The organism is Corynebacterium sp. FDAARGOS 1242 (assembly GCF_016889985.1).
Lineage (GTDB): Bacteria > Actinomycetota > Actinomycetes > Mycobacteriales > Mycobacteriaceae > Corynebacterium > Corynebacterium minutissimum_B.
Genome location: NZ_CP069568.1, coordinates 515,793 through 532,608, shown reverse-complemented (window position 1 = coordinate 532,608; position 16,816 = coordinate 515,793). Strand labels below are relative to the sequence as shown.

At 59.9% G+C, this 16,816-nt stretch carries 14 protein-coding genes; 3 read left to right on the top strand and 11 right to left on the bottom strand.

Annotated features, from left to right (window positions below; all coding sequences use genetic code 11):
• Positions 1-14 precede the first annotated feature (14 nt).
• The 10 genes from murD to I6J72_RS02490 all read right to left on the bottom strand — a co-directional run bounded on the left by murD (position 15) and on the right by I6J72_RS02490 (position 11,850).
• Positions 15-1,412, bottom strand: coding sequence for a UDP-N-acetylmuramoyl-L-alanine--D-glutamate ligase (gene murD, locus I6J72_RS02535; RefSeq protein WP_204099799.1), 1,398 nt, complete (start codon positions 1,410-1,412; stop codon positions 15-17).
• Positions 1,409-2,521: a phospho-N-acetylmuramoyl-pentapeptide-transferase gene (gene mraY, locus I6J72_RS02530; protein WP_204099798.1), complete on the bottom strand. Its 1,113-nt coding sequence runs from the start codon at positions 2,519-2,521 to the stop codon at positions 1,409-1,411. The genes murD and mraY overlap by 4 nt, the downstream gene beginning before the upstream one ends.
• A 23-nt stretch (positions 2,522-2,544) precedes the next feature.
• Positions 2,545-4,077, bottom strand: coding sequence for a UDP-N-acetylmuramoyl-tripeptide--D-alanyl-D-alanine ligase (gene murF, locus I6J72_RS02525; RefSeq protein ID WP_204099797.1), 1,533 nt, complete (start codon positions 4,075-4,077; stop codon positions 2,545-2,547).
• Positions 4,074-5,642, bottom strand: coding sequence for a UDP-N-acetylmuramoyl-L-alanyl-D-glutamate--2,6-diaminopimelate ligase (locus I6J72_RS02520; protein ID WP_204099796.1), 1,569 nt, complete (start codon positions 5,640-5,642; stop codon positions 4,074-4,076). Before I6J72_RS02520 ends, murF begins: the two co-directional genes overlap by 4 nt.
• Positions 5,643-5,696: 54 nt before the next feature.
• Positions 5,697-7,565, bottom strand: a complete 1,869-nt coding sequence (locus I6J72_RS02515; RefSeq protein WP_204100407.1) for a penicillin-binding protein 2 — start codon at positions 7,563-7,565, stop codon at positions 5,697-5,699.
• Positions 7,566-7,869: 304 nt separating this feature from the next.
• Positions 7,870-8,646 carry a hypothetical protein gene (locus tag I6J72_RS02510; protein ID WP_239107465.1) on the bottom strand — a complete coding sequence of 259 codons (777 nt, stop codon included), beginning with the start codon at positions 8,644-8,646 and terminating at the stop codon, positions 7,870-7,872.
• A gap of 50 nt (positions 8,647-8,696) precedes the next feature.
• Positions 8,697-9,740 (bottom strand): 16S rRNA (cytosine(1402)-N(4))-methyltransferase RsmH, encoded by a 1,044-nt coding sequence (gene rsmH / locus I6J72_RS02505; protein ID WP_204099794.1) that lies wholly within the window; start codon positions 9,738-9,740, stop codon positions 8,697-8,699.
• Positions 9,741-9,908: 168 nt separating this feature from the next.
• Positions 9,909-10,343, bottom strand: coding sequence for a division/cell wall cluster transcriptional repressor MraZ (mraZ, locus tag I6J72_RS02500; protein ID WP_010190539.1), 435 nt, complete (start codon positions 10,341-10,343; stop codon positions 9,909-9,911).
• Positions 10,344-10,837: 494 nt separating this feature from the next.
• Entirely contained in the window at positions 10,838-11,239 is a 402-nt protein-coding gene (locus I6J72_RS02495) for a DUF3040 domain-containing protein (protein WP_070669927.1), read from the bottom strand.
• Between the two features lie 167 nt (positions 11,240-11,406).
• Entirely contained in the window at positions 11,407-11,850 is a 444-nt protein-coding gene (locus tag I6J72_RS02490) for an SAV_6107 family HEPN domain-containing protein (RefSeq protein WP_204099793.1), read from the bottom strand.
• A 258-nt stretch (positions 11,851-12,108) separates the two neighbouring features.
• Between I6J72_RS02490 and I6J72_RS02485 the strand changes: the two genes are divergently transcribed.
• Genes I6J72_RS02485 through I6J72_RS02475 form a run of 3 tightly spaced genes read left to right on the top strand, consistent with a single transcriptional unit; the run spans position 12,109 to position 15,318 of the window.
• A complete protein-coding gene (locus I6J72_RS02485; RefSeq protein ID WP_204099792.1) occupies positions 12,109-12,693 on the top strand; it encodes a GNAT family N-acetyltransferase in 585 nt (194 codons plus the stop codon).
• Positions 12,694-12,725: 32 nt separating this feature from the next.
• Positions 12,726-13,817 carry a polyprenyl synthetase family protein gene (locus tag I6J72_RS02480; RefSeq protein ID WP_115022907.1) on the top strand — a complete coding sequence of 364 codons (1,092 nt, stop codon included), beginning with the start codon at positions 12,726-12,728 and terminating at the stop codon, positions 13,815-13,817.
• Between the two features lies 1 nt (position 13,818).
• Positions 13,819-15,318 carry an alpha-(1->6)-mannopyranosyltransferase A gene (locus I6J72_RS02475; RefSeq protein WP_204099791.1) on the top strand — a complete coding sequence of 500 codons (1,500 nt, stop codon included), beginning with the start codon at positions 13,819-13,821 and terminating at the stop codon, positions 15,316-15,318.
• Positions 15,319-15,329: 11 nt separating this feature from the next.
• Here I6J72_RS02475 and I6J72_RS02470 read toward each other — a convergent pair whose 3' ends face one another.
• Positions 15,330-16,811 carry an IS1634 family transposase gene (locus I6J72_RS02470; RefSeq protein WP_204100406.1) on the bottom strand — a complete coding sequence of 494 codons (1,482 nt, stop codon included), beginning with the start codon at positions 16,809-16,811 and terminating at the stop codon, positions 15,330-15,332.
• Between the last annotated feature and the right edge of the window lie 5 nt (positions 16,812-16,816).

Sequence of the window (16,816 nt, the reverse complement as noted above, 5' to 3'; positions counted from 1 at the left end):
GCGAATGCTCCTGGTTAGCGGGCGAGGCGGCGGGCGGCGGCGGCAAACATGTCGCCGCGCTGGCCCATTCCGGTGTACATATCCAACGATGCCGCAGCCGGCGCCAAAAGTACGGTATCGCCGGCATCGGCGTGTTGCACCGCCGCTGCGACAGCTTCATCCATGGCAGCCTGGGGGTCGTGGCTTTCCACCAGCACGATGGGCACGTGTGGTGCGGCCTTGGTGAGGGCTTGGGCGAGCACGTGCTTATCGACGCCCACCAGAACCGCCGCCTTCATCCGATTCTTGTGGGTGCGCAGCAGGTCACTCACGTCTGCGCCTTTGAGCTGACCGCCGGCGACCCACACCACAGAGTCGAGGCCGCGCATGGCGATTTCTGCCGCGTGCGGGTTGGTAGCTTTGGAATTGTCGATGTAGCTTACGCCTGCGTGCTCGTGCACGATTTCGCCGCGGTGCCCGGCAACGACGTACGACTGGAGTCCTTCCGTGATGGACGCCGGATGGGCCCCTGCCCGGGCAGCGACGGCCGCAGCTGCCGCGGCGTCGAGAACGCCAGCCAGACCTGCGGGTTGGAGAGTCGTCACATCATCGATGACGGTGGCCGTGACTCCGGCGAGGTCGTTAATGAAGAGCCCTCCGGCACTCACACCGACTTGGCCTGGGGCTGGCTCGGTGTGGGTAAAACCGATGCGGGGCGACTCGGCGTGACCGTAGTGAGTGCTCACGTAGTCGTCATCCAGGCCGATCACGGCATGGTCACCGCCCAGGATTTTCGCTTTGTCCGCGGCATAGGCCTCAAAGGAGCCATGCCAGTCCAGGTGATCGTCAGCCAGGTTGAGAAGCGCACCCACCTCTGGGCGCAACTGGGAAGACCAGTGCAATTGGAAGGAGGACAGCTCTGCCACGAGGATGTCCACGCGGGGAGTTGCAGCAAGGGCATCGAAGGGAGACACACCGATGTTGCCTACTGCTTGGGACCGCAGGCCAGAGCGCTGCTCATCCGCAGCCATAATGCCCGCGAGCATGCCCGTGGTGGTGGTTTTACCGTTGGTGCCGGTGATAGCCAACCAGCGGCGAGGGGCGCCGAATACCTCGGCGCGGTCTAAACGGTAGGCCAGCTCGACATCGCCGATGACGTCAAGGCCACAGGACTCCGCGGCGGCGAGGAGCGGAGAATCGGGGCGCCAGCCTGGGGAGGTCACCACGAGGGAATAGTCCGCACAATCCACCGTGTCAGTGTCCACGGTAGCTACTCCCAATTCCGACTCGAGCCGTGTTCGAGATTCCGCATTGCCGTCCGCGACGGTGATATCGATGCCTAGGCCAGCGAGTACTGCGGCGCAGCCGCGACCAGACACACCTGCACCGGCGATGAGGACGCGGCCATTGAGGAAATCAGGACGTGGGCTCATGCGCTTAAGCCAATGCCGCTGGCGGTGAGCCAGTCACCGTAGAAGATGGCCACGCCAGCCATGGCAGCCATGGCTGCCAAGAGCCAGAAGCGAACCACCACTGCTGTCTCTGCCCAGCCGCCGTTTTCAAAGTGATGGTGGATTGGAGCCATGCGGAAAAAGCGCTTGCCGGTGGTGCGGAAGACAACAATCTGGATGACCACAGACACCGTCTCAATAACGAAGAGAGCACCGATGACAATCATCAATAGCTCCGTGCGGCTGGCCACGGAAATACCAGCAACGAGGCCGCCCAGAGCCAAGGATCCGGTATCACCCATGAAGATCTTGGCCGGTGCAGCGTTCCACCACAGGAAGCCCAAGCAGCCGCCAAGGCCGGCAGCGGCGAGGACCGCAAGGTCAAGCGGATCACGGACCTGGTAGCAACCAGCGGTGAACTCGGAAGCGCAGGAATAGCAGAACTGCCAGAAGGTCATGAGCGAGTAGGAGCCCATAACAATGGCCGTCACACCCGCTGCAAGGCCATCGAGACCATCAGTAAGATTCACCGCATTCGACCACGCCGCAATGAGGATGTACATGAAGATAAGGAACACGATGGTGCCCACGACTGCTCCCCCAACCGCAAGATCGAAGGTCTTCAGGTCGCGGGTAAAGGACAGCTTGGTGGATCCTGGGGTGAGCCCCTCCTCATTAGGGAAGCGCAGCACCAAGAAACCGAAGAGCAGGGACAGCGCGAGCTGGCTGACCAGCTTGGCGGTCTTGTTGAGGCCCAGGTTGCGCTTCTTAAACAACTTGATGAAGTCATCCGCAAAGCCCACGGCACCCAGGCCCAAGGTAAGACCAAGGACGAGTACACCGGATGCGGTAAAGCCCACATGGCCGGTAAGCCTGCCGTAGAACCCCACAACGAGGTAAGCCACCAGGATGCCGGCCAGAATAGCGAGGCCGCCCATGGTAGGGGTTCCGCGTTTGCGCAGGTGCGATTTAGGTCCGTCCTCGCGGATTTCCTGCCCGCGGCCGGCGTCAGAGAAGTACCGGATAAGCAGCGGGGTGGTAAAGATCGCCACGAGGAAGCTGACCACACCAGCGATGATGATCTGAGTCACGTGCTTGAAGTCCTTTCTAGCGGCTAGCTGTGGTTCAGCTCTTCCGCGACCAACCAGAGCCGCTGGGCATTAGATGCCTTCACCAAGACCACGTCCTTGACAGTGCGGTTGGCCCAGTCTTCGACCCCTCTCGGGGCCGCGCGCAGGATACCCTCGACCGCTTTCGCTGCCGCAGCGGCATCGGCGCACACCATTGTATTTATACCCTGCTCGGCCGCAGCCTCCGTCATCGCCCGGCAGTTGGCGCTTTCTCCCACTGCGATGAGGTGACCAACGTGGTATTTCGCCAGAACCTCACCCAGTTGGCGGTGCGCTGCCTCAGCGTCACTGCCGAGCTCGCCCATCTCACCCAATACGGCGATGGCACGGGCATCTGGGCGCGCGGCGGCCGTATAGGCCAGAGCAGCGATGGCAGCACGCATGGAATCTGGGTTGGCGTTATAGGAATCATCAATGATGGTGACACCATCCCGGCGGGTACGCACGTCCATGCGGTGTTCCGAGGCGTTGCGATGCCCAGACAGCGCATTGGCCACTGTCTGCGCAGACAGCCCCAGCTCAATCGCCGCGGCCGCTGCCGCTAGCGCATTGGAGACTTGGTGGGAGCCGAACACTTGGAGCTTGACGTCCACTGGTTGGGCGCCGGGGCTATGCAGGGTGAAGGAAGGGCGGGCGACGTCGTCAAGCACAATGTCCGTGGCATAGTACTGCGCCGCCGGAGCACCACCACGGCGAGTCTCCGTGGAGTAGTACACCACCTTGGCGCTCGTGCGCGGCTCCATAGCGGCAACGAAGGGATCATCGGCGTTGAGGACAGCTACGCCGCCCTCAGCTGCGGTGGGCAATGCCTCGATAAGCTCGCCTTTGGCTTTCGCGATGTTGTCTCGAGAGCCGAACTCTCCCAGATGGGCAGAGCCAACGTTGAGAACCACGCCGATGCGCGGGGCGGTGATGTCGGTGAGGTGGCGAATGTGGCCAATTCCGCGAGCCGACATCTCGGCGACAAGGTACTGGGTATGCTCGTCACAGCGCAATGCCGTGTAGGGCAAACCGATCTCATTATTGAAGGAACCTGGTGGTGCCACGGTCTCCCCTACCGAGCGAAAAATCGTGGCGATAAGGTCCTTGGTCGAGGTCTTGCCGGCAGAACCTGTCACGCCCACAATGTTGAGCTCGTGCTGCGTCAAACGCTGGGTGACCGCCCGGGCCAAAGCGGACAGCGCGTGGACGACCGCCGCCGCGGAGCCGTCCTCATCGTTGGCATAGATATCCGCATTGGCGCCCTCACCTTCGACGCGCCCACGGGGCTCCACAATGACGGCCGGAACGCCCACCGGGCGTGCAGCTAGGACGGCGACCGCCCCTTTCTCGATGGCGGTGGCGGCGAAGTCGTGGCCGTCGACGCGTGCACCAGGCAGCGCCACGAAAAGGCCACCTGGGGTAACTTTGCGAGAATCGAATTCTACGAAGCCGGTGACCTGGGCATCTGGATTCTCAACGTGATCGAGACGGCCACCGGTGATCTGTGCGATCTCGCTGAGGCTTAAGGCGATCATGCGTCCTCCTTGGACTGAGAATCATCGTCGCTGTCACGGTACCCCGCGGAGGCCTGTTTCGCGCTGTGACGGAGAACCTCGTCGAGGGCTCGCGCCATTTCTTCGCGGTCGTCGAAGTGGTGCATCGTCTCGCCAATGAGCTGCCCCACCTCGTGGCCTTTGCCTACGACGATGACGGCGTCACCGGGCCGTGCCCACGCAACGACTTCGTCGATAGCTGCGGCGCGGGAGTCTGCTTCGCGAATATCGCCATCGGGGTTCGCTTCACGGGCGCCTTTCATGACGGCCGCGCGGATAGTGGCGGGGTCTTCGGTGCGAGGGTTGTCGTCGGTTACAACGGTTAGGTCGGCGCGTTTCGCGGCCGCGGCTCCCATCAGCGGGCGCTTGGAGGAATCGCGGTCACCGCCAGCACCGACGACGATGCCGATACGGCCGGACGTTCCCTCCAACTGTCCGCGCAGGGTATCGAGTACCGCGGCGATGGCGGCTGGTTTGTGGGCATAGTCCACGACTGCCACGAAGTCCTGGCCGCGGTCAATGCGTTCCATGCGTCCTGGCACTGCGACTTTTTCCACGCCTTCGAGGAATGTCTGCGGGTCGAGTCCGATGGCTGCGGCCATGCCAGTGGCCAGGGCTGCATTAGCGATATTGAATTTACCGGGCATAGGAAGACGGAATTCATAGGACGTGCCGCTGGCGGCAATCGTCATGTCCACCTGCTGGGCACCGGTGGCTTCAGTGCTGAGTTGGCGTGCGGTGATATCAGCCTCGCCCTGCGTTGCAACGCGTGTAAGCGGTCGTGCTGCCGCACGTTTCGCCATGCGCTTGCCCCAGTCATCATCGACGCAGATGACGGCGCGTTCGGCGGCTTGGGGGCCGTCAAAAAGCGCGGCTTTGGCTTCGAAGTAGTCTTCCATCGTGGGATGGAAATCCAAGTGGTCCTGGCTCAGATTGCTAAAGCCACCGACGTCGAAGCGCGTGCCCCGAACACGCCCCAGCTCCAAGGCATGGGAAGAGACCTCCATGACCACGTGGGTCACGCCCTCAGACAGCATGCGGGCGAACAGCTCTTGAAGGGTCGGGGCCTCTGGGGTGGTCAGAGATGTCGGCACCGGCTCGCGATTGATGCGGGTACCAGTCGTTCCGATGAGGCCCACCGAATAGCCAGCGTGAAGGAGACCGGCCTCGAGGAGGTAACTCGTCGTGGTCTTACCCGACGTGCCCGTTACGCCGAGAACGGTGAGCTTTTCGGTGGGGTGTCCATAAATCTCCGCGGCTACGAGACCGAGGATGGCGCGAATATCCTCCACCACGAGGATGGGACGAGACTCCCCTGCCTCTAAAAGAAGGGCCTGTCCGTCCTCATCAGTGAGAATGGCTGCCGCCGGGGTATCCGCGGCATAACGCGCACCATGCACGCGAGTACCAGGCAGCGCCGCGAAGAGCCCGCCCGGTGCCAGCGTGGCGGAGTTAAGGCCGCACGAGTCTACGGTGACCGAGGCGTCCCCGATCACGCGGGCGCCGGCAATGTCCGCTAGGTGCTCGAGGCTGATGCTGCTTGTCACTGTGTCTCCTCTGTGTTGTTCTTCTTTTTCTATCGTTTACTGACTCAATAAGGTCTACTCGGCACGCAATGTCAGCGGTGGGGCCGGTGGTGACGGTGGAATGTTGTCGCGGTTGAGCAGCCATGCGGCGATGTCGCTGAAGACTGGTGCAGCCGACTGGCCGCCAGAACCATCGTCGTTCACGCCGGACTCTGGCTCGTCAAGCATGACGGCGACGACGAAACGGGGGTCGTCGGCAGGCGCGATGCCCGCAAACGTGATCCAGTACTTGGAGTTGGAGTAGGCACCGGTCTCTTCATCTACCTTCTGTGCAGTACCGGTTTTACCGGACAGCTGGTATCCCTCAATCTTTGCGTTACCGGCGGTGCCGTTATTGATGCCCTGCTCATCGGATTGGAAAACAGCGCGGAACATATCCACCACGGTGCGTGCCGTTTCGGGGCTCACCACTTGTGTCTTTTCTGGCTCCTCAAGCTCTTCCTTAGTTCCATCTGGACCGGTGATGGAATCAATAATGCGCGGTTCAATGCGCTCACCGTCATTGGCCAGGGTCTGGTAAATCGAAGCGAGCTGCAGCGAAGTCCACGCTTGTCCCTGGCCGATGGGCAAGTTGGCAAAAGTACCGCCGGACCACTGCGACAGCGCAGGAACGAGGCCAGGTGACTCGTTGGGCAGCTCAATGCCCGAGGTTTGGCCGAGACCAAACTTCTTGAGGTAGTCGGCGTATTTTTCCTGTCCCAGGCGCTCGGCCAACATGAGAGTGCCCACATTCGACGACTTACCAAAGACACCCGTGGTCGTATACGGCTCGACGCCGTGTGGCCACGCATCGCTCACGGTCACGCCGGCCATATCAATAGAACCAGGCACTTGGTGGACCTCATCAGGATCGGTCAAGCCTTCTTCAATCGTTGCCGCTGCGGTAATAATCTTGGCTACTGATCCCGGTTCAAAGGGATGGGAAATACTGAGGTTATCGAAGGTTTTATTCTTCTCCAGCTGGTTCTCAATGTCCTTGTTCGGATCGATGGTGTCCGTGTTCGCCATGGCGAGGACCTGTCCGGTAGCGGCATCCAGAACAACTGCTTCAGCGCTCTGAGCTTTGGAATTTGCTTTCGCCTTCTCCAGCTTCTGCTGGACGTAGGTCTGCAGGTCGAGATCCAGGGTCAAGGTAACGTTCTTGCCGTCGGTAGTCGGCACCTCGTCGCGGAGGGTGCCCGGGATAACCTGACCACTGGCGGAGACATCCTCGGTGGAGCTACCGTCAATGCCGGTCAATGTCGTGTCTCCCGATGCTTCAAAGCCGAACTGGCCCTGCCCATCCATGGACACCTTGCCGATAACGTTTTCCGCGATCGATCCGTTGGGGTACTGACGAATCTGCTGTTCATCGGCAGCAAGACCGTGGAACTGCTCCGAAATTTCCACTGCGACATCCGGGTCTACGTTGCGAACGAGCACCTCGTACTGCGTATCCGCGCGGAGCTTGTCCATAATCTGGTCGGAGTCCACATCCCCGGCATCGATGCCAGCATCTTTGAGCATCCTCGGGATGCCGTCCGCCATCTCGGTGAGGCGGTCGTTGAGCTTGTTATCGAGGAAAGACTCCTGGGCATCAGGGGCAAGGCCGGCGTACTCAGCGGTGTTGACGGCCTCGAGCTTTTCTTGCTGGCGCAATTCATCACGCAGACGCGTTGGCGACACCGTCAGCGAGCGAGCGCGCATGGTGTAGGCAAGGCGCTGTCCATCACGGTCAAGAATCTCACCACGGCCAGCGGTGTCGATGTAGACGCGGGTTCGCTGAGCGGCCGCCTTTGCCGCGAGGTCTGGACCCCACACGATTTGTACCCAAGCAAGACGCCCCATCCACGCCAGCATGACGACAAGCAGCAGTGAAGCGACAACATGCACACGGCGGCGCATCGTCTTCTGCTGGCTAACGGCCGGTTTGCCAGTCCGCGGATGCTTGTCTCGCGTCGCGGGGATAACCCTATCGGCCTCATATCGCTGCCGGGGCTGGTGCGCTGTGCCACGTGGTTGGGAAGCACGGGCCGTGGAAGGGCGCCTCGGGCGCCGACCACCGTTGTGTGGTGGAGTCACACGTCACCTTTCTTTCTGCAGCAGATGGGCCTGGTTTGCCGCCGCGAGCGGCGGGCCTACTTACCCCCGAATTGTGCCCTATGATCACCGCGTGCCCGCGCAGGCACGCGCGGGCAGGAGCCGGAATCTAACCGCGAGCTGCGTAGGGCGCCTGTGCCGGAATATCCGGAAGCTCCACGCCGCCTTCTGCCGGAGCAGATTCCTCCCCGTGGTCCTCATGCTCCGCAGACGCATCGCGCTCTGCATTGTCTCGGTGTGGCTGGCCGGTGTGGAGGTTCGGACGGACATTAAGGTTGTCAGACATATTGGCCGTTGCGTTTGGATCACTCGACGCTCGGCCCGGGCGAACTGGCTCGCCGTTGACGTCCACGACGGATTCCATCTCAGGAGTCGCTTGACGCTTCTCTTCAGTTTTTCCCTCGCCATTTACTTCAACGATGCCCGGCTGTACTGGGATTCCCATGTTGGCTTCGTGCGCACGGCGGGCAACATCCGAGGCTGAACGAACATTCTCCAAGTCCCGGTTGAGGGTCTCCAGCTGATTATCAAGCGTTGATTCATGTGCCGTGAGCTGTTGAATCTTGAATGTTTGCGAGGTCGACAGACCCGATAGCCACATCGCTCCTATCACACCAGTGATAAGCAACGTGATGGCGATGACTGACAGCCGTGCAAAGCGTCCATTGTTCTTGGGCTTCTGAACAACGCGGCGCCCGCGGTTGCTTACAACCTGCTTCGAGCCGAGACGACCTCCACGCAGCCCCTCACTCTTGCGGCGAGTAGGCACGGTGCCGCGGTGCGGGGAACGGCTGGGCAGCGGAGTCGTGCGGCGGCTGCGCTCAAGCAGCGCAGTTGACTGACCAGCGTAGTCGGATCCAGTGGTGAAATCGCGGCTTGCTCCCATGGTAGGGGTCCTCTCGTGGTGGCGGGAAGGGGCTGTGCGGTCTCGAAGCGTCATGATGTTCCTCCCGAGTCATGGAACGATGGGGGTCCTTCCACTCGCTCCAAGGCGCGAACGCGTACTGAAGCGGCCCGCGAGTTTTCAGCGATCTCTTCTTCGCTGGCCTTTTCCGCACCACGCGTCACAATGGAATAGTGGGCGGCAGTACCAGGAAGATCCATCGGCAAACCTGCCGGAGTGGTGGAGGTGCTGAGCTCTTTGAAGGCCTGCTTCACTATGCGATCTTCGAGAGACTGATAGCTCATGAACACCGCACGCCCGCCGACGGAAAGCGCATCCGTAATGACGGGAATAACCTGCTCGATAGCCTCAAGTTCACGGTTAACTTCGACGCGCAGTGCCTGAAAAGTACGTTTTGCCGGGTGGCCGCCGGTGCGGCGAGTGGCTGCCGGAATAACGTCATACAGTAACTCGACGAGACGGGCAGACGTGGTAAACGGTTCCTTGTCCCGTTCTTTGAGCACTGCGGAGGCAATCTTGCCAGCAAAGCGCTCATCGCCATAAGTTTTCAGCACGCGAGCGAGGTCCCCGTGGCTGTAGGTATTGAGTACATCTGCAGCCGTTATCCCCTGGCTCGGATCCATGCGCATATCCAGCGGCGCATCCGTTTTGTACGCAAAGCCACGGTCAACCTGGTCGAGCTGCATGGAGGACACGCCAAGATCAAACAGCGCCCCGGCAATGCCATGTTCCCGGGCGATGGCAAAGATTTCACCCTCACCGTTTGCAATGGCGCCACCAACCTCATCGAAACGGGCATTAACGCCAACAAAGCGCTCTGGGAAGGCAGAGAGACGCTGCGAAGCATTACTTAATGATTGCCCATCCCTATCCACGCCAATGATGCGCACGGAAGGGAACTTTTTGAGGAAGTACTCGCTGTGACCACCCGCCCCCAGCGTGCCATCCACGATGACGGCATTCTCTCCTGCTGCCTCTACTGCGGGTGCCAGCAACTGCGCCATGCGCTCACGCATGACGGGTACGTGACCGTGATTATCGTTCACGTCGTAGGTGATGGTCTCATCCTGTGCCACAGCCCGCTGTCCCCCTTCCTCAAGGCGCCTGAGTTCGCTGTCTGGTTTGGTCGATAAAGATTGAGTGCGTATAGGGCCCTGTCCGAGGAAGGCTTCTGATGTCGGGGAAGTACACCAGATCATCTTCCTCGGGCAGAGTCCGTACACGCACTCTCGTTGTCCCGGCCCTTACAAGAGGCCGGCAAGCACGTCGTCGGCATCTGCTGCCGAATAAGCGTCTTCAGTTTGCGCCTGGTACTCAGCCCACGCGGCTGCGTCCCAGATTTCGAGGAAATCAACTGAGCCAACGACTACGCACTCCTTGGTGAGGTTTGCGTATTCGCGATGACCCGCGGACAACGTGATACGCCCATGCCCGTCAGGACGTTGCTCGTCCGCACTCGCAGCCAAGTTACGGATAAACGCACGCGCGTCTGGGTTGGTACGTGACACAGCCGCCGCTTTCCTAGCTCGTGCCGCGAACTCCTCCCGCGGATACACCGCGAGCGAATGATCCTGCCCCTTGGTGACCATGAGGCCACCGGCCAGTTCTTCACGAAACTTCGCCGGAAGCGTGAGCCGCCCTTTGTCGTCGAGCTTGGGAGTGTAGGTACCGAGAAACATCCCGGGTCCACCTTCCTGTCACTCGAAAACTCCGGATTCCTCTCGCGACAGGAGATCAACTCTCCTCCGCTACGCCCCACTCTACCCCACTTTCCCCCACCTTCCACACTTTGAAGGCAAATTACACGCGCGTGTCTCACTATTATCGCAGATAAATAGCCTGTTTTTCGGTGGGGGAAATTCCCCAACACCCTCTTGACACGTCCCCCAGATAACCCCACCTAGCACTTTAGAATCACGTGTAACTTAAGTAGCTTTACCCACACTTCCCTCTACAGCTCTCTCTTTCCTGCAGAATCACCCGAAAGATGACCCCCAAGCATCCAATAAACACGAGCGTCAGCACCCCCACTATCACCCTGGTGGGGCAAAGTGGGGAGTGTTGGGCAAAGTGGGGCACCCCAACAAAACACAAAAGCGCCGCACCACTCTGCATGCGATGACTAACGTCATCACCGCAAAGTAGTACGGCGCTAGAAAGCTAGTGAGAGCTCTTAACGCTCCTCAAAACGACGGCGGAAGTTATCTTCCAAACGATCGCCCATACCACCATGTCGTTTCTTCGACTGCTGGGGACGGGACGAAGAGGCAGTGGAAACAGACACCAAGGAGTCTCCAGAGTTTCCACGCAGCATCCAGACACCTGCACCAAACATCACAAGGAAGCCGAGAATGGAGAGTGCGATAAACCATAGCGACTGCTGCGCGAGAGCGATACCGCCCACCATCATGCACAGGCCGACGACAACGAGTGCCACTCCACGGAGGGTAATGGCACCGGATCCCCCGCCAAAGGAGGAATCACCAGTTACAGACGCACCAAAGTCGGGGTCATTGGCCAGCAGCGACTGCTCAATTTCACGCAGTGCTTGCTGTTCTTGCTCAGAAAGGGCCACAGCGTCCTCCGTAGTGAGATTCGGGTAAATGATGTCTTTTTAGGGAATGTCTACCTCTATAACGTCAAGAGTAGCGAGATAGTTCCCGCAAAGACAGTCCGTCTCCCTGCGCCCGGCTACTACGTCACCACGATCACAAAAATAACTGCCAACTGCAGCTAATCCCACTACGCAGCCAAGCCACCGAAACCGAGTTCAGATTCGGTCGCGTCGACATATCGCGCAGCCAGCGCCAAATACTCATAGACAGCATCCTCATGAGGAACTGGATCCATTCCCGACGCCACACGGGAACGCACCCGCGAGTACTCCTTAAACTCTGCCGCCCACTGAGCGTCCGCCGGACCTACGAGGGCAACCTGCTCCCATGCAGAAGTAGGCAGACGGCGACGCCGAGACACTGACGATGCTGCTACCCGCGCCCCTGCTGCACGCAGCGACGCACGATAAGCCATCTCTAGAGCGTCCTCAAAGCGACCCTGCGCGGCACTTGAGCGGGCATCCGCCAGCAAATCAAGGGCCTGAGTTAGAAAGCGATCGCGCCGGACACTCTGCAAGGACTCTCGCCTACGCCCCCGCGCTGCCGCTGTTGCTGAAATTACCTGTGCCATGACTACTCCTCCTTGCTTGCCATAACCGCACCTACTGGCTGTGTGCCCGAGACACTCACCTGTGACGTTTCCCTAAGCTTCTGCGACTCACTGTAGGACCGCCTCCGTACATCCACCCCTAACATTAGTTCACGTGTTCGAATCTTGCAACGGTTAAAGTAAATTATTCCGCGTTTTTCGAACGCTAACACGACGACTCCAACCTTCATTTTTCGGTTCCACTTTCGCCGGCTGTACGGATCTGTTGTTATTAGAACTGTGAGTTATACGCTGCGCCGTTTGAGCCCCCAAGAGTTCGCGATTGCCCTTCCACAGTTGGTAGACATCTATATCGAGGCCATGGGCTACTCAGAGGCCATGCGTGACAACTCGATCGCGCGCTGGAAGTCAGACCTCATGCGGCCAGGTTTTTCCTGCGTGGTCGCCACCACCGAGTACGGAATCTCCGGCTTTGCCTACGGTTTCTTAGGCTCCCCTGATACGTGGTGGGATAGGCAGCTCCGCCGTGCATTGATGACTATTGGCGGCCCCAGCCCGGAACAGGAGGACATCCTCCATAACTATTTTGAGCTCGCAGAAGTCCACGTCCGCCCAGCAGAACAGGGCCACGGGCTTGGCCGCAGCATTCTCGAAGCCCTCGCTTGGAATCTGCCGGCGCGCTACATCCTCTTATCCACGCCCGAGCATCCAGGCGAAGCCAACTCCGCCTTCCGCTTATATCGCCGCATGGGCTTTACAGATTTCCTGCGCCAGCTTTACTACCCTGCCGATTCACGGCCTTTCGCTATCCTGCAGTCCTCCGTACCGCTCACGCCCGTCGACACCACCCAACCTGGCGCTTAACCTGCTCGCCCCTGCCAGGTATCGTGACAAGTGTGACTGAACCGAAGATTCCTACCCTGGACGATATCCCCGCTGCCGTGCGCGCTGAGCTTGCCTTCTTCCTCGACGGACAGCGCGACTCCATCGCCGCTATTGGCCAGCCGGTAACCCACGCCATCTCCTACTTGGAATCCTTTGTTCTTAATGGTGGAAAACGCATCCGCCCGCTCTATGCCTGGGCCGGCTTCGTGGGCGCACATGGTCTGGAGGGATCGGAATCGCCGGAGGCAATGCTGCGCGCTGCCTCCTCACTCGAGTTCATTCAAGCGTGCGCGCTTATCCACGATGACATTGTGGATGCCTCCGATACCCGGCGCGGGAACCCCACCGTTCACCGAGGAGTCGCTGCCCGCCATCGCGAATTGGAATTGAATGGAGACGCAGATTTCTTCGGCCAATCTCTCGCCATCCTCATCGGCGATATGGCACTGGTCTGGGCAGAAGACATGCTCCAGGATTCAGGTCTGAGCCCTGAGGCACTTGCTCGCGTGCGCGAGCCTTGGCGCGGTATGCGCCGCGAGGTTATCGGGGGCCAGATGCTGGATATCTCACTCGAGGCTGAGGGCTCCGAGGATGCCTCCTTGGCGGATTCCGTGAACCGATTTAAGACGGCCGCCTACACCATCGAGCGCCCACTCCACCTTGGTGCGGCTGTGGCAGGGGCATCGGAGGAGCTCATCGCTGCCTTCCGCGGCTACGGCCGCGATATTGGTATCGCCTTTCAGCTTCGTGATGACCTTCTCGGAGTTTTTGGTGACCCCGCTATTACCGGTAAACCTGCCGGTGACGATCTCCGCGAGGGCAAGCGCACCGTGTTGCTCTCCCTCGCGCTGCAGCGCACGGATGCCACTGACCCCGTCGCCGCGGCAGAGCTTCGTCGTCTCATTGGCCAGACCGAAGACCCCGATGAGATTTCGCGTATGGCTGAGATTATCGCTGAGTCGGGAGCGCCGGACGTCGTCGAGCAGCGCATCACCGAGCTGACACAGTCGGGCCTGTCGCACTTGTACGACGCCCACGTCTCTCCAGATGTGACTGCAACGCTGGAGGATCTTGCCCGCAAATCCACCGCCCGCCGGATGTAGCATGGCTGCCCGCACATCCACGCGTATTGCCCTACGCATCCCCACCCCGCTTCCCTTGGGCATTGTCGCCAGCATCATTCTGGCGCTGGCGTCCTTCTCCGGCGGCGCTACCCGCAACCGGGGCGGGGCGTTGGAGGCGCTCAATATTGGCTTCCTTGCTTACGGACACGGCCGCAACATCGGCATGGTCCTGTATTGGATTGGCCTCTTCGGTCTTGTCGGTGCGTGGGTCCTGGCTGGGCGTCACGTCATTGCCCCGCAGCTCAAGGATCCAAAACCGGAGGGCGGTCTGCGCGACATCCAACGTATGTTGCTCAGCTGGATTGCTCCCTTGCTCATAGCCGCACCACTCGCGTCCCGGGATGTCTATTCCTATCTCATGCAGGGAGCCATGGTGCGTGACGGCTTCGATCCCTACACCGAAGGTGCCGCCGTCAACCCCGGGCCATTCCTCTTGGAAGTGTCCCACGACTGGCGCAACACCACCACGCCCTATGGGCCGCTGCATTTGTGGATGGGCAAGGGCGTCACGCAGCTGGTTGGTGATCACGTTGCCGCCGGCATCATCGTCTACAAGATCGTTTCCGTCATCGGCTTCGCTGCCATCGCTTGGTCCATCCCGCGTCTAGCCCGCGCTATCGGCGGGGATCCCGCATTGGCGTTGTGGCTGGGTGTGGCCAACCCCGTCATGATTCTGCATCTGATCGGCGGCATGCACAACGAATCCGTCATGGTCGGCTTGGTCTCGCTTGGGCTTCTCGCGGCGGTCCACCACAAGTTTCATGTCAGCCTCCTGCTCGTGGGCATTGCAGTCTCGCTCAAAGCGACGGCCGTGTTCGCCGCGCCGTTCATCGTGTGGCTCATGGTTCACCACTGGGCACCGGAAGGGACGAAGGCGCTCAAACGAGTCGGTATTTTCCTTCTGTCCGGAATCTTTGCCGTGGCTGAGGTCGCGTCAGCGGTTGCGGTGATCACGTGGGCGTCGGGAAGCTCGTGGGGCTGGCTCTCACAGATTAGCGGAAACTCCAAGGTGATTAACCCGTTAGCAGGGCCGACGCTGCTTGCCGACGTCCTCGTGCCCCTCATCCAGTTCTTCTCACCCGATACGACCTACAACGGCGTGCTCGGGGTGCTGCGTTCTGCAGGCATGGTGCTCATGCTGCTCGGGCTCGTCTTGGTGTGGTGGTGGGGACGCACCGGTGTGCGCCGAGCCATCGCCGCCACGGCTGCGGCCTACCAGGTGGCATTCGTCTTCAACTCCGTCACGCTGCCCTGGTACTACGCCTCAGTGTCGACGCTGATGGGCACGTTCCGCCCGCCGCTGCCCATCCTCAAGCTCGTTACGGGCGCCACCTTCTTCATCGGAGTTGCCTTTGCTGGTGACGGAAACCACCAGCTCTACAACTGGTTCTGGGTCATCGGCATGGTAGTCGTGGCATGGAGCGCCACGCAGTGGATCTTTGCTGGTGTTCCTGCAAGGTCGGCGTCTAAGACGTCCTGACTTAGGCCACTTTAGTGCGGAAGTTCGCGGCCGGTGATTGCTTGGATGGTGGCGGTGATATCGGGCGGGAGTGGTATGGCGGCGTGGATGGTTTCGCCACCAATGTTGAGTTCAAAGCTGCGGTATTTCTTGAGTGTTCTCACCAGGCGTTTGATGGATTGACCACTGCGGGTCTCCATCAGGTGGGCCACGGCTAGTGCTGCCATCACAATATTGAGATGTGCTGTGATCGAGTCTTGTTTCCTGGCGTAGATTGGGCGTGCTTTCAGGTCTGATTTCGACATCCGAAACGATTTCTCAATGTTAAATAGCCTGCGGTAATGCCCGATAACCTCTTGGGCGTCAAGAGCGGTCAGGTCGGTTTCATAGCCTTTTATTCCGGCTAGGGCTCGGTGTTTGGCAGCAAGGGCGTAGTTGACCTTCTTGTTCGGGGCGCAAAGATCGATATAGCGGTTGCGCTTGATTGCGATATCGCCGTCAACAGCGCGTTTGACTTTTGCGACTTGCTCTTTGATTCCGCGCAGGCTGCGCCTAGCCCGATCGTGAGAGTACTGGTAATGCGTCACCGTATTCGGGGTTGTGTGTTTGCGCCCATCGCTTGCCGAGGCTTGTGTCCAGATCTGGCCGTGGGTGTAGTCTTCACCGGGGTTTTCCCGCCGCCAGGTTTCAATCACCTCAGGCACGGTGGGGGTTTTCACCGACAAAATGTAGTGCAGACCTGCATCTATCAATGCTTGTTTGTTCGCCGCGGAGAACATGCCTGCATCAGCAACGACGGTGACCTCGTCGAGCTGGTAGGCCTCTTGGAACCGTGTGATCATCGGCAGCATCGTGTGGGTTTCTGCAGAGTTGCCAGCAAACGCGCCCACATGCAATGGAAACCCAGTGGCATCAGTAAGCAGCCCGACAAGGATTTGTGGCTCTACACGGCGCTCTTTGGAAAACCCGGGTTTGCGAAGCTCATCAGGAGTATCGGTTTCAAAGTACAAGGTGGTCACGTCGTACAAGATGAAAGTACCTGGCCCGATACCTGCATGATGGGCCAACGCTTGGGTTAGTATCTCTCCGAACGATTCGGTGGCGAAGGAGGAAAGACGCCTCTGGATGGTGCGGTAGCTTGCGCTGGTGATGCCAACCTCGGCAAGAGTCTCGATGGAATCCAGCTTTGAGCCAGGATTAATCAACCGGGCACGCACCAGATCGCGAAACACCGGATCATCACCGCTTGCTGCAGCAAGACCTAACTCGTTGAAACACGCATCAATACAGTCCAGTAAGTATCCGGCCCGCTGACCGACTACCGGCAGCGGGTTGGAAACGCTGCCTGTTGCCGGTGCGATGTGTTTCACCTCGCCGAAGTCCAATGCCAGTTGGTCACCATCGACGATGCGTTGAGCTTCAGCTCTTAAAAGTGCAAGCTCAGACTCTGAATGCGCTGAGCCGACATGCTTCATCCTTTTCGCACCTTTGCGTTCAGAGAACACCACCTGCACCGCCA